Consider the following 15,510-nt stretch of genomic DNA (forward strand, 5'->3'; position numbering starts at 1 on the left):
CTACCGCTTTTCTTTTTATCAATCAGCTAATTTTGCTTTCTAGGTTTAAGAACAAATGAATAACTATGCTTGGTAGGCTTGATGGTATACTCATCATGCACAAGTCTGCCCCACGAGGTATCCCCGCCAACACCCATTTGCATTGCATCGATATTCCATTGCACGGTTTCGCCGATTTGAATATCAGCTCCATGTTTTTTGGTAACCGGAACCAGTCCAGAAGCCGAAGCTGCTCCATCCTCATCAGAATTGAAATCCAACTCCGTCATGGCGAAGGGCCAAACGCTTGAGTTGATAAGCCTATCCGCAGTAACTTTTATGGCCAAATCTGTCGATGCGACTTCCATCCACCGTATGTCAGTCTTGTTTCCTGTTTCCTGAGGACGGGAATATCGATGGAATTGCTCTTCTACTTTTCCAGAATAGATTCCAGTTTTAACCCCAGTTTTTCTGTCCCAATAGCTTTCTTCAGGACCATTTCCATACCACGATACCTTATCAAACTTTTGTGGAAGAGTAAGAAACATTCCCAATCGTGGAATCTTCGGTAAATCCTCCCCCTTTGGGTCAAAGGTATAATTGACTTGCAGCGTGCCATTTGCATGTACTATAAATTGTGCGGTTACCGTTGTTTCGTTATTGGGCAGTGCATACCCAACTTTGTAACTATAACCAACAGCTGTTTTTTGGGGTTTCTCTATAAGGCTCGCTGTGTAGTTATACGTGGCATCTTGCCAGATTTTTGCCCATTTGGGCATGCCGTTTCCTAAATCGTTATCTGTTGGTGGACGCCAAAAATTTGGTTTTATGGGTTGATTTGTGACTTCCTTCCCCTGATGGTTCCATGAGATAATTTCACCTGAATTTGAGTCAATTCTTAGCGTGACCGTACTATTTTTTATTTCGATAGTTTCTCCTGAAACAACCTCTAAATCATTTCGCACAAGTCTGCTGTCATCAACTCGTCGTGCTTTGTTGAGCACAAACTGGTCCCAGGCCACTTCGTGCCCCTTCGGCACTAAATTTTTAGTTGTTTTTTGAATGAGGCTGATTTCCAAAATGTTCTCTAAGGAAGGATTCAACGACTTCGGAAAATTTACGAGTCGGATTTTGGTTTTTCCTTGGGGTTGAACGTCCAATGGAATTTCACCGTTGGATATCGTTGCTTTTCCATTTTCCATTAGTTTCCATGACAAAGTGTAGTCTGACAAATCTTTGAAAAAGAGCTTGTTTTTCACTTCGACCATCCCATTTCCAACATAACGAAACTGCACGGGTTCGTATACTTTTTTCACTTCGGATAGGTGTGGATGGGGATTACGGTAAGGATCCACCAGTCCATTGTTCAAAAAATTACCATCTGTCGGTAAATCAGCATGGTAATCATGTCCATAAGCCAAATAAGGTTTCCCGTTTTCATCTTTGTACTCCAAACTCTGATCCACCCAATCCCAGATAAATCCGCCTTGAAGGTTGGGATATTTTTCCATAATGTCCCAATAATCTTGCAAATTGCCCACGGAATTCCCCATCGCATGGGCATATTCAATCAGTATGGAAGGTTTATCGGAGTTTGATTTGCCATGTTCTATCAAATATTCGGGCTTGGGATACATCGGACAATACAAATCTGTGTAATCCTCCTTACCTGCCGGTTCATATTGCACAATGCGATTATCATCTTGTTCCTTCAGCCATTTATAGGTGGTTCTAAAAACTTCGCCCTCACCTGCCTCATTTCCCAAAGACCAGGAATAAATTGAAGGATGGTTTCTATCCCGATAATACATTCGTTGTGTGCGCATCATGTGCGCGGGAAGCCAACTCATTTCATTGCCAATCTGTGTTTTCTCGTCAATGGCCAATGGATGACTTTCAATATTCGCTTCGTCTACTACATAAAGTCCATAGGTATCACATAAATCCAACCAATAGGAATCATTTGGATAATGTGAGCTACGAACTGCATTGATGTTGTTTTGTTTCATCAATTGAATATCTCTTTCCATAGATTCCTTGGTCACCACATGACCTGTGTAGGGATCGGTTTCGTGGCGGTCCACTCCTTTGATATAAATGGGTTTGCCATTTACCAAAACTTGGGCATTTTTGATTTCAACCCTTTTAAATCCAACATGACGTTTGATATAGATGTTATTTTCTGGTTGAATGGAATCTTTCAATGAGATTTGAAGCTGGTACAAATTAGGAGCTTCAGCGGACCATTGCCTTACCTGTTGGACAATGTGTTCAAAATTGATTTTCTCAACTTCCATAGCCGGGATTTTGACCTGGTTCATTTGCCTATAGATAGGTCCGGAACCGTCAAAAAGTTCTAGAAATAAACTTCGATAAACACTTTCTTGGGATTGGTTGGATATATCAACTGTCCCTTTTAAAATGCCATCCTCATAATTATCGTCCAAATTGGTATAGGTGTAATAATCTGAAACAAAAACCTTTGGGCGGGTATAGAGGTAAACGTCACGTTCAATTCCACTCATCCGCAGCATATCCTGACTTTCCAAATAGCTGGCATCGCTCCAACGGAACATTTGCAGCGCAATAAGGTTTTTTCCCGGTTTTAGGTATACTGAAATATCAAATTCGGCTGGTGTTTTGCTGCCTTGGGAGTATCCTACATATTTTCCATTGAGGTAGACATACATCGCGGATTTTGCTCCAGCAAAATGTAGTATCACATCCTCCTTGAGAAATTCTTCGGAAATTTCAATTTCTTTTCGATAGGTCCCAACAGGATTGTAGTCTTCAGGAATATTGGGCCATTTTGTATCAAAGGGATAACGTTCATCCAAGTAAATCGGATAGTCGTACCCTTCCACTTCCCAATTTGCGGGAACCGGTATTGTGCCCCAATCGCTATCATCATATGTCTCGTCTTGAAACTCTGTAGGTCTCTTTTTGGGGTCCTTCACAAAGTGAAATTTCCAATCCCCATTTAAACTCATAAATCGTCTCGAGCTGTCTTTACTTTGTTTTTCGAAGGATTCCAAACCAAAAAAACTGGCTCGTGGCGGAAGCTTGTTCTCCTCAAAAATTTCATGATTGTAATGATAGATCTGTTCTGCTACTTTAACGGATTGTTCCGTTTTGCAGGCTAAAACAGCGCACAACAATAGACTTAAAAAAATATATCGCATTGGGATGGTTTTAAATTGAAGTTTGCATGAAATCCTCTGCACAAACCTTTCTCAAATAAAGAATCAGTTCCTGGGCATTTTCCATGGAAAAAACCAGTGGGGGCTTTATTTTAAGCACGTTATGGTCAGGTCCATCGGTACTCATCAGTATCCCATGATCTTTCATACGGTTGGCCAGATAATCGGCTTTCTCTCCCAGCGGGTTCATGTCGGCATCGACCAATTCAAAACCCAAAAAGAGTCCCTGTCCCCGTACATCTCCTATTATGGGAAAATCATGGCTAAGTTTTTCCAATTCTTCCTTAAGGAAGTTCCCAACGGTAAGCGCATTTTGCTGCAGTTTTTCACGTTTCACCGTCCGAAGCACCTCAGCTCCAATTGCACAGGATACAGGATTGCCTCCAAAAGTGTTGAAATACTCCATGCCATTGGCAAATTTTTCGGCCACTTCGGGTGTACATGCCACAGCTGCCAGTGGATGTCCGTTGCCTAAAGGCTTGCCAATGGTAATAATATCAGGGATTACATTGTGTAGTTGGAAACCCCAAAAAGTCTTGCCCATTCGTCCACAGCCGACTTGAACTTCATCGGAAATACATAATCCACCAGCTTTTCTGACATATTCGTAGGCCAAGGGTAAAAATCCTTCAGGAAGTTCTACCTGACCTCCACAACTGATAATGGGTTCTATAATAAATGCACCAACACCTCTGCCCTTTTCTTGTATGGCTTCAATTTGAAACTGCACTTCTTCTGCATATAGTTTTCCCGTGTCTTTTCCCCTATGTTTTCCGCGGAAAGCATCGGGCAATGGAAATATATGGGTATGTTCGGGAGCACCAGAACCTCCCTTTCCATCAAACTTATAGGAGCTGATATCAATACACATGTTGGAATTGCCGTGATACCCCACTTCTGAAGCGATTATATCCCTTTCCCCGGTTACCGCCTTGACCATGCGAATGGCCAGTTCATTGGCCTCACTCCCAGAATTCACAAAATGAAGAACGGATAATTCAGGTGGAAGGGTTTCCAGCAATTCTTCCGCCAAAGCATTGATGTTTTCGTGCAGATATCGGGAATTGGTATTGAGCAAAGCCATTTGGTCTTGCCCGGCCTTTACCACCGCATGGTTTTCATGTCCGACATGGGCCACATTGTTCACGGTATCCAGATATTTTCGGCCATGTTGGTCTATCAAATATTGACCTGAGCCCCTGACCATTTTGATCGGCATTTTATATTGAAGACTGAGGCTCTTGCCTAGATGTTTTTTTCTATAGTCGATAACGGATTTGTTATCCCCTCTTTTCGGAGGTGTCAGATTTTCAAGCCTGAAAAGATGGTTGGGGTCCGGACATAAATCCTTCCAAACAGCTAGCTGATTTGGGTAGGCTACCCCGGGAAAATCGTTTTCATAACCGAGCATCGATAGCATAATTTGAAAATGAAGATGGGGTGCCCAGTTTCCATTCTCGGGAAAATTCCCCAAAACCCCTATTCGCTCTCCCTGCTTTATTTGGTCTCCAACTTTATTTTTAGTGGCACTTTCAGGAAATAAATGTCCATAAAGGGTATAAAACTCAAGCTCCTCAAAACTATGTTTTAGAATAACCAGTCCTCCGTATTCCTTGTCCCCTTCATCATTGGTAGCAGTCACAACCTCTCCGTCGAACAGGGCATGTACCGGGGTATCGTGGGGCAACCAAAAATCCACCCCAAGATGTACCGTTCTGCTTTCACGTCCACTATTTCCAACTTTGTCATAAGACGTGGAAGTATAAAGTGCCCTGGGTTCCAAATATCCTCCAGCAATGACTTTATCCGGATGTTCTTTTTGAAGTCTGTCAAACTTAAATTGAAGCAATTCCAGGTCATTGAATTCTTCTTGATGGCCCACCCAAAGGCTTGAGACACTTAAATCCACTTGAAACACATCGTTGCCGGGTGCAGTTGGAAATAAGGATTTTAGGGTGAAGTTGTTTTTCCCTACCCATTGATTGAACTTCTCTTTTTTCGGATGCGCTTCGAATCCACAGGCTTCACGGAAACAATAATGGGCAAAATCAGCATTTATCCCAAACCACTTTCCAAGTACTTCCCAGGCAGGTTTTTCACTGACCAACAAATATGTATTATCCGGCTCTTTGATTTTGTTCAACGCAGATTTTGTAACGGAAATGGCCAACCGCATCGCAATGGCCACATACAAATGTTCCAACTCCTTTTCTTGTAAAGGGAAGGTGGAATGGTATCCTTTTACTATCGGCAATGCAGCATCCAACGCATCATTATGGTTCATGATTGCATAGGCGCACGCAATAGCAACATCATTGATGATTTGGGTATGAATCGCATCGCCATAGTCGATAAATGCATTTACTTTAGGATCAATCAAATTGTCCGTGACGATGATATTATTATCATTCGCATCGTTGTGGACCACCGATTTTCTGAGGTTTGCAAATGTGTCTTGGCAATCCTCAAACAACCCGATGAAATAGGAGAGTATTTCCCTTTCTTCCCTGTTGAATACGTCAAGATGTTCTTTGACCCATAAAGCTTGTGCCACATCCCATTCAAAATCCCGATGTGCTTCGGGATGGTCAAATCCCTGTAAAGCGGTTGTCAACAACCCACATTGCTCACCCAGGGTAAAACGCAGTGCATCCGATTGGGGATTTACCTTGCTCCAAATACGCCCAGGAATCCAACTAAGTAGCCGAACTTTTCGAATGTTCCCTTGGTCATCGGTATATTCTGAAATGGTTTTTCCATTCTTGTCCTTGACAACGACAGGAGAAATCAACCCCTTCCCCTTTTCTTCAACATATTGCAACAATTGTTGCTGATATTCCAGATAGGCCACATCTTCATCAATGCGGGAAACTTTAAGAATATAACCATCACCGTCCCTCGTTTTTACCCTAAAATTAAAATCGATTTCACCCGGCAACGAAGATGCTTCTCCTTCTATGTTAAACAGCTGCAGCAAAATATGCTCTGCCTGTTCCGGTGTGATTTTCAATGTCAAGTACTCCATGGATTACTTCTCACTTGTCAATAACATTAATATATGTGCCGCGCTCCAGCTAAAGTTTGGCGCGTTAAGTCCCTTGCCTGTCAAGGGGTGGTAATTTTCGAAAATGGGAGAACCTTTATCCAACAAACCTTCGGCACCATTGAATAACTTTATGGTTGCTTCATCGGCTTCTTTATCAAATCCATAATTTCTTAAACCCTTGATTCCAAAATATGCCTGGTCCAGCCAATTTGGACCTCTCCAATACCCTTTTAAAGGATTGAATTTAGGATGATCGGCCGACATTGTTTGAAAAGGCACTTTTACATAGAACTTTTTAAGGTCCATCATTTTCATTTTGATAGCAAGAGCTTGTTTTTTTGTGGCCACATTGGCCCAAAGGGGAATCCATCCCTCGCTTCCGGCCCCTTTTATAAAAGTATCACCTTTTAGATTGGTATCGTAGAACCATCCGTCTTCATTGTCAAAAAATTGTTGTTGGATGCGTCCTTTCAAAGTAGCGGCATCGTTTTCCCATTGATTTGCCTCTTCATTTTTTTCCAAAAACTTAGCAAGGGTGGCCATATATAGCTTTTCGGCATAGAGGTAGGCATTTAGGTCCACACTTTCTTGATCCAGCGAAAAGGCATTTTCTGAGTTTTTGAGGATTTTGGAATCATCGAACCGTATGGCATTGTCCATCCCACTCTCCCACTTAGCGGCAATGACAGTTCCGTCAGTGGATCCATATTCACATAAGCCATCTTGGTCATGATCGCGGTCAACATACCACCAATTATGGTATTTTTTTAGCTTCGGATAGATCTCTTGAACAAAACTGGTATCCGGATCCTGCTCGATTATTTTTGCGACCGCCCATGCCGAAAGAGGGGGTTTGGTATCCCGATAATTATGGGCCTCAATGGTAGTATCACGGTATACGCAATCCACGATAAAACCATTTTCACTTTGGAAATCGTACATGGCCCTCATCTGATCTTTTGCCAATTCTGGGTTATACAACGACAAACCAACAGCATGTTTCCAGGAATCCCAAGACCAAAATCCATGAAACCATTCGTAGTGATAGCTTGGAAAAAGTCCTGAATGTTTCAACTCCCCGGCGGGAATTCTCCAATTATTCTGTAACGTTAGATGAGCCTTGGACAACAATTGATGATATATGCTGTCTTTAAAAACTTCTTTTCGATTTAAGCACAAGCTTTTGAGTTCACCTTCTTTTTCAATTTGACGTGCTTTTAGCAACGTATCGAAATCAATATTTGAAATGGCTTCTTTTTCTTTTTCCCAAGAATATTCAGAAAAGATAAAAGTTTGGGAAACCAGAAAGGATTTCGAATCCCCAGGCCTTAAAACAAAATCCTCAGTATTCGAACTATAGGAATTTTCATTTTCCACAGAAATATTCATTTCCTCATCCAAAAATCGGATGTACCCAACCGCATCGCTTTTGCTAGAAACCAGTTTAAGCATGTTCTCATCCTTCGAAATGGCGACTCCAATATCATAAAGCTCTCCTTGATAATGCGCTTTCAGAGTTATGGGATCTTCAGACTTATTGGTTACAACCGTGCGTTGAACGGCTGTATGGCCGGAAAGAAACACCAGTTGTTGCCAAACCCCCAAAGTCGAATCTGCAAACACTTGTTCCAAATGACTTGAAAAGCTCTTTTGGGACACTAAGTCATCTTTCCAATCTATCGTTTTATGGCCATTGTTGGTGGTAAGTTGAAACTGTAAAAGGTTCTGACTTGACCATACTCCATTTTCTTGGGTCATTAAAAAGGGTCCGGAAAATCCTCCACCTTCTATAATCTTTGGCATGCTATAGCCGAACCAGGCGCCTTGGTCCGAAAACATGAGCATGTTCCTATCCCTAGGTTCTACAGGGGATCCAGCATAGTCCAAAACGTTCTCCGAAATGGCTAGATGACGGGGATGGTAAGTGTTTTTTTCAGCCTTTGGTTGTCCACAACCCAGGAGTAAGAGCACCAAAATGAAATAAGGGAAAATAGATTTGTCCATACGTAATTGTCATATAATTATACGATTGGTTTAAAAGGTGAAAATTCCTTCAAATACTATACGAACGATATGATAAAACACAACGAAAAGAAAAACGTTGTTTGTTTTGGACATGGCCAAAGTACAAAAAAAACCATTTTAACAAAGCCGAATAAATTAAATCATTGTTAATTCATACTTTTAATCTTGTCATTTTTTAAAATTTGAAAATATTGAACGAATTTAAAATACCGTCTAGACCACCTACTTTTCCATTTTGTGCATATGCTGCCCCCACAATGCAATTTTAATTTAGTCAAATAGCCTCAACAATTTTGGATTCGAATTCAATCTTAAAGGAAATTAAAAACCAAAATCGGTTTGTCTACAAAAAGTTTTTCGAGGACACCTATGAGGAATTGGTCCACTATGCGAACAGCTACCTTTTTGACCAAGGATGGAGCGAGGACATAGTACAAGAAGTATTCATCCATATCTGGGAAAAAGCGGGCGATATGGACATCAAAACCTCTTTAAAGGGATATTTGTATGCGATGGTCCGCAACAGATGCCTAAATTTTCTGAAAACCATAAAAATTACCGACGACGCCAAGGTATTGGATATGCAGTCGCTGATAAGTTCAGATTACAATTTGGAATTTTTCTCGAACGAAGACTTAAAAATTATTCACCACCAATTGTTGAAGGTAGTGGAAGGCCTTCCTGTAAAAATGCAGCAAATTGTAAAAATGCGATTTATAGAAAATTACAAGTACGTTGACATTGCTGAAGAACTAGGTGTATCGGTGAATACAGTCAAGACCCAATTGAAGAGGGCCAAACTAAAAATCGCCCAACAAATGGCCTGTATTATCACATTATTTATTGCTTAGCAAAAGGCTATTTTATTGACACATCCATTCTTTTGCTACCTTATTTTTAAATTTTTATCATTTTTTTGTCACCCTTTTTGAGATTTTGGTTGTCTTCTTATAAAGCAAGCGGAATTTATAATGGAGTTTAAGCTAATTCTTAAGAAACTAAATAACAACCTAAGCCCAGAAGAAGAGGGTATTTTTAATGATTGGATTTCCGAATCCAAAATCCATAAATCCTACTTTGAAAAAGTACAGGAAAGCTATCTGAAAAAATCTCCAAACCTCGTGGATATCCAAAAGGGATGGGAACGTATCAATTCAAAAATCGATACTCCAAAGGGGGTGTCTAAGTACTGGAAATACGCCGCGGCTGCGGCGGTTTTGGCCTTGTTGAGCATACCTTTCCTCATTTCCAAACAAGAGTCCACAACCATCCCTCCCATCAATGTTGTGAATCATACCATAGAAATTGGCACGGATAAGGCAACGCTGACACTTGAGGACGGCACAAAAGTTCCCTTGGAAAAAGGAAAGGCTTATAACACCCAAACGGTTTCCAGTAACGGTAAAGAGTTGGTGTATAAAACCAAAACCGACCCATCCAAAGCCATTAAGTACAACACGCTTACCATTCCGAGGGGAGGACAATTTTACCTGGTACTTTCTGATGGCACTAAAGTCTGGTTGAATTCAGATTCCGAATTGAGGTATCCGATAACCTTTGCTGAGGACATGCCCAGAAAGGTCGAGTTGTTATATGGTGAAGCCTATTTTGAGGTATCACCAAGCACACAGCACAATGGCACCCACTTTTTGGTTGCCACGCAATCGCAAGAAGTGGATGTATTGGGAACAGAATTCAATATAAAGGCCTTTAAGGAAGATTCATTCATCGAAACCACCTTGGTCAATGGTAAAGTAGTCATAAGAAATGGTGAAAACATCAGCAACTTGACCCCTGGATATCAATCCACATTGGATAAAGGGACCAATGCAATGAGCATTGCCAAGGCCGATGTCTACAACACCATCTCATGGAAAGATGGATTGTTCAGCTTTAAGAACATGGCCCTAAAAGATATTATGACTGTTTTATCAAGATGGTACGATGTAGAAGTGGATATTGTGAATGAAGAAGTGGCAACGGTAACCTTCAACGGAGTTTTTAATCGAAATCAAGAGTTGGAAAACATACTTTCCATCATACAAAATACGAACGAAGCGAAATTAACAACTAAAGGAAAAACAATTATGGTAGAATAAAAAAGGGGATGGAGCTTAGACCTGGACAATTTAAACTTCCATCCCCGAGTCGATCAATTAATTAAATATTAACTAACTAACGCAATCAAATTTATGAAAACAAAATTTGTTAGGCTACCTATTTTAGATAGGAATAGGCTATTACTTGTCATTATGAGGACATTCATTTTTTTATTTTGCATGACAGCCTTCGGTTTTACGACCAAAATTGGATTCTCACAAGACAAAAAAATTGTAATCAAAGCTACAGAAGAGCTAACTGTGGAAGAGGTTTTTGACCTCATCCGGGAACAAACGGATTATTCTTTTATCTATAGATCCGATTTATTTACCGATGCACCCAAGGTCAAGGTAAAAAAAGGTAAGACCAGAATAAACGACCTACTTCAGAAAACCTTGTCTTTTGCCGATTTTGATTATCAGCTATCACAAGACGGGTCAATTCTTTTAACCAAATTACCGGAACCGGTTGTTCCGAAGGTGGTTGAGGTTCAGCAGACCATAACGGGAACGGTTACCGATAAAGACGGCGCGCCATTACCTGGGGCTAGTGTCAACATCAAGGAAAATCCAACTGTGGGAACACAAACCGATTTTGATGGAAATTATTCCCTCGAAGTCGATTCAGGTGATGCTACCCTTGTGTTTCGGTATTTAGGTTTTATTACGAAAGAAGTTGCTATTGGAAACCAAACTTCGATCAACATTACCCTTGATGAAGATGCCCAAGGATTGGAAGAAGTCATTCTTGTTGGTTTCGGTACACAGAGAAAAGCAGAGGTAACCGCTGCCATTTCTTCTGTGGACATTGAAGAAATCCAAAAAATACCAACCGCGGACGTTGCAACTTCCCTGCAAGGTCAAGTTGCCGGTCTGAATGTGGCCATTGCAACTGGTGCCCCAGGTAGCGAGCCTATCATCCGAATTCGTGGGTTGGGAACCATTGGTAACAACAATCCTTTGGTAGTTATAGACGGTATTCCAGGTGACCTGTCCTATATCAATCCGTCCGACATTGAGGATATCAGTATTTTAAGGGATGCTTCTGCGGCCACCATCTATGGGTCAAGGGCATCCAATGGGGTTGTGATCGTAACCACCAAGAGAGGTAGAACCGGCGAGCCCAAAGTAACCATTGGTTCGTATGTAAGCACCCAATGGTTCAGCAACAATGTTGATGTGGCCAATAGGGCACAGCATGATCAAATTAAACTGGAAGCATTCAACAACTCTGGCGATACCCCAGCACCCTATTTGACCAACGGTCAGCAATATGCCGATTCCGATTGGGTGGGTGCCTATATCGACAACGCTTTTGAGCAAAAACATGATATCGGTATTTCTGGCGGAACCGAAAATATGAAGTACAACTTCTCCGCCGGTTATTTTGAAAACACCGGAACGGTTGTAAATACAGATTTTAACCGATTGAGCACTCGTCTTAATGTTGATTTTAATCTTTTGGAAGGTCGTTTAAAACTTGCCCCAGGTATTAGCTACACTAGGGAAAATACAGGTGGTATTTTTGAGCCCATTGGCGGAGGAAATGCGAGTTTCTCTCCGTTCCTTCAGATCTACCAGCAATTACCACATAAAGAGATTTTTGACTCCAGCACCCTTAACGGCTTTGCAGTTCCTCCATCGGAACTTGGATCAGGAAACCCGGTAGGGGAATCTGAACTTAATGACAGAGCCGATCAAGATGATTATCTGCAATTCAATGTTTCAGCTACGCTCAAGTTGTTTGATGGGCTGAATTATCAATTCCAGTATGGAGCGAATATTGAGAACACTCATTTTTCAAACTTCCTGCCAACCTATAATTTTGGTCCCCAAGCTATAAACGAGAACCCGTTCTTGACAGAGAACAGAACGCGAACCAACGAGTGGACTTTGAACAACACCTTGAATTATCGCAAGTCCTTCGGACAGCACGATCTTGAGGTGCTCCTGGGTGTTTCCCGAGAAAAAAGTGAGTTTAGATCTGTCGGAGGTTCCAACAATGAATTGGCTTCCGATCAGTTGAGAGGTCTTAGTTCCGGAATCGGTGATGAGTCTTCATTCGGATTCAATTCAACCAGTACATTACAGTCCTACTTTGGTCGATTGAGCTATGATTTTGATGATAAGTATTACGTTCAAGGAAGTGTAAGACGAGACGGTTCTTCGCGTTTCGCGGACACAAATAAGTACGGAACTTTTTACTCACTATCATTGGGTTGGGCGGTTCATAACGAAGATTTCTTCAACTCAGATGTTATTTCCCAACTAAAACCTAGATTTAGCTACGGAACACTTGGAAACCAATTGATTGGAGACCACTTGTTCTTGGCGCGAATCGGTTCTGGGGGACAGCAGTTGAATTATCCTTTTGGAGAAGGTCAAAGTCAATCAGTGGTTGTGGGCGCAATCAGTACTTCATTGCCAACTCCTGACATTCAGTGGGAAGAGACATCAACAACCAACATTGGTGTTGATTTGGGTCTTTTACAAAATCAATTGAAGTTCTCGTTTGATTACTTTACTTCCAAGACAACAGATATGTTGGTGAACGTACCGATTCCGGCAACCTCTGGTATCACAGCGTTCCCATTGACGAATGGTGGTAATTTGGAGAACAAGGGTTGGGAATTTTCTGCTTCCTACAACAATGGAGTTGGCAACGACTTCACCTATAGCATAAGCGCTAACATCAGTGGTTCCTCGAACGAGGTGACCCAATTGGGTGTCGCTGGAGAAGCTTTTACGGATGGATTCATAGAATTCAACAATTTCCCAACTACCCGTACCGAAGTTGGTGGGGAAATAGGACGATTCTATTTGTTCGAAGCTGACGGAATCTTCCAAACACAAGCCGAGGTCGACGCCCATGGGGTGCAGCCCAATGCAGCTCCTGGGGATCTGCGTTTTGTTGATACCAATGGAGATGGAACGCTTGACGATGATGACAAACAATTTATGGGCAGCGGACTTCCCGATTTTGAGTATGGAATCAATTTTAATGCTTCATACAAGAACTTTGATATAAGCATGTTCTTCCAAGGAACCCATGGTAACAACATCTACAATGGTGTTAGAATGTGGCTTTACAGAACGGATAGATCCAATATGTCGGCCGATTTGGTCAATGCTTGGTCTCCCCAAAATATGGGAAGCAACATTCCAAGGAATGTTTTTGGAGATCCCAATAACAACATTCGACCTTCAAGTTATTTCCTTGAGGACGGATCATATTTCAGGCTGAGAAACCTGCAGGTTGGTTATACCTTCGATGAAAATACAATAGGTAACCTTCCCATAGACCGTTTGCGCTTATACTTGACCGCTACCAATGTGTTTACCATTACCGATTATTCCGGTTTTGATCCAGCTTTGGGTAATGGAGGAACTTTTACAAGAGGCGTTGACAGAGGATTTTATCCATTGTCCAAATCCTTGATCCTCGGTTTGAACATTTCACTTTAACTAAAAAAATTGAACAACATAATTCGTAAGATCATGAAAAGGAACAAGTATATCATAATCGCGATGTTGGCCCTAATCGGGTTTAACTCGTGCAGCGATGATTTTATAGACGTTGAAAACAAAGAGGTGCTGACCGATTCCAGTTTTTGGCAGACCGAAGCACATGCTTTGCAAGCACTTACAGCAGCCTATGCAGCTTTACACAGTTCTAGTGGAAGTAAGTGGGCCTTCTTTGAGGAAATATATACAGCCATGGCCTATAAGGGCGATGATATGACCAATAACACGGCGGAGACATACAGTCGTGCTCTGGCAAGTTTCACAAATACCACGGAGGAAAGTGGACCTTTCAATATTTGGCGGACTGCCTATGCCGGTATAGGACGGGCCAACCAAATTTTGCTCAGAGTACCTGAAATGGAAGCACTTTCGCAACAATCCAAAGATGTGATTATCGCCGAAGCAAAATTTCTTCGGGCATACTTTTACTTCTGGCTGGTTACAGGTTTTGAGAATGTACCCCTGGTTACATCCTATGAGACTAATCCCGACAATTTGTTTCCAGGTCAGGCTTCTCCAGCAGAAATTTGGGCTCAAATAGAAAGTGATTTAACTGAGGCCGAGCCTGCACTATTGACAGAACATGCTTCAGAATGGAGAGGTCGGGCAACGAGAGGTGCAGCGAGTGCTTTATTGGGCAAAGCATATTTATTCCAAGAAAAATGGGCCGATGCCGAATCCAAACTGGCCCAGGTGGTTGGTATGAACTATTCGCTATTGCCCAACTATGAGGACAATTTCAATGGAAATGGTGAAAATGGAAGCGAAAGTGTTTTCGAAATTCAATTTACTGGTGATAGATCCAATGGAAACGACGAAAGACAGGTTTTCAATTTTGAGGTTTCGCCATACGCATTCGGTGGTTGGGAGCTTTTCTATCCCTCCGAGTGGTTGGTTGAAGAAATGAAAACAGATGTCAATGCTCTTGGTGAACCCAGTGATAGGGTATATGGCAGTATTTTCTTTGACGACCCAGGTTCGGAAATGTACAGCAGAAGTACTGATACAAATGTAGCATATGCAGATGTTGCAGCTGAGTTGAACCATCCAAGGTACTTTAAAAAGTATTCCTTCAATGTGGATACCAATTTCTATAACGGAACCAATATTGCGCTAATCAGATTTGCCGATGTATTGCTAATGTATGCCGAAGCATTGAATGAGAATGGGAAAACCGATGAAGCCATTACAGAAATCAACAAAGTTAGGGAAAGAGGAAATGCAGTACCAATTGCGCTGGGCAGCATGAATCAAAGTGAGTTGAGACAACAAATCCGTCATCACGAGCGTCCCGTAGAACTTGCGATGGAATTCGGAATACGTTGGTTTGACCTTTATAGATGGCAGCGAGGAAGTAGTGCAACCGAATCCATCAAGACCACTTTGGAAAATCATAACAAACCATTCTCTGAGAATTTTCAAGATCGAGATATTCTTTTCCCAATTCCATTGCAGGAAATCAATATCAATGAAAACCTTGACCAAAATCCGGGATGGTAAGACGATTAAGTTTAGTTGAGAGAGTTCAGTTAGTTTAGTAATTAAGTAGCTTTCACCACCTAAGGGTCGCCGCGACCCTTAGGTGGTTTTTTATAAAAAGCCATTTTGGTTGGTTATCTTTAAAGTACACGAACTT

At 41.6% G+C, this 15,510-nt stretch carries 7 protein-coding genes; 4 read left to right on the top strand and 3 right to left on the bottom strand.

The window, feature by feature from the left end:
- Positions 1-26: 26 nt before the first annotated feature.
- The 3 genes from ACULLH_RS10285 to ACULLH_RS10295 are packed head-to-tail and all read right to left on the bottom strand — an operon-like array spanning position 27 to position 8,229.
- Positions 27-3,161, bottom strand: coding sequence for a glycoside hydrolase family 2 TIM barrel-domain containing protein (locus tag ACULLH_RS10285; protein ID WP_454088659.1), 3,135 nt, complete (start codon positions 3,159-3,161; stop codon positions 27-29).
- 10 nt (positions 3,162-3,171) lie between these two features.
- Positions 3,172-6,204: an aminotransferase class III-fold pyridoxal phosphate-dependent enzyme gene (locus ACULLH_RS10290; RefSeq protein WP_454088660.1), complete on the bottom strand. Its 3,033-nt coding sequence runs from the start codon at positions 6,202-6,204 to the stop codon at positions 3,172-3,174.
- 3 nt (positions 6,205-6,207) lie between these two features.
- The gene (locus ACULLH_RS10295) at positions 6,208-8,229 is read right to left on the bottom strand and encodes an MGH1-like glycoside hydrolase domain-containing protein (protein WP_454088661.1); all 2,022 of its coding nucleotides are present in this window, start codon (positions 8,227-8,229) and stop codon (positions 6,208-6,210) included.
- 314 nt (positions 8,230-8,543) lie between these two features.
- On the opposite strand from ACULLH_RS10295, the gene ACULLH_RS10300 reads away from it, so the two are divergent.
- The 4 genes from ACULLH_RS10300 (at position 8,544) to ACULLH_RS10315 (ending at position 15,374) form a co-directional block, all read left to right on the top strand.
- A complete protein-coding gene (locus ACULLH_RS10300) occupies positions 8,544-9,101 on the top strand; it encodes an RNA polymerase sigma-70 factor (RefSeq protein WP_454088662.1) in 558 nt (185 codons plus the stop codon).
- Between the two features lie 120 nt (positions 9,102-9,221).
- Entirely contained in the window at positions 9,222-10,349 is a 1,128-nt protein-coding gene (locus ACULLH_RS10305; RefSeq protein ID WP_454088663.1) for a FecR family protein, read from the top strand.
- 153 nt (positions 10,350-10,502) lie between these two features.
- Positions 10,503-13,814, top strand: a complete 3,312-nt coding sequence (locus ACULLH_RS10310) for a SusC/RagA family TonB-linked outer membrane protein (RefSeq protein WP_454088664.1) — start codon at positions 10,503-10,505, stop codon at positions 13,812-13,814.
- Between the two features lie 33 nt (positions 13,815-13,847).
- On the top strand, positions 13,848-15,374 hold the full coding sequence (locus ACULLH_RS10315) for a RagB/SusD family nutrient uptake outer membrane protein (RefSeq protein ID WP_454088665.1): 1,527 nt from the start codon (positions 13,848-13,850) through the stop codon (positions 15,372-15,374).
- Positions 15,375-15,510 lie beyond the last annotated feature (136 nt).

Source organism: Flagellimonas sp. 2504JD4-2 (assembly GCF_053642935.1).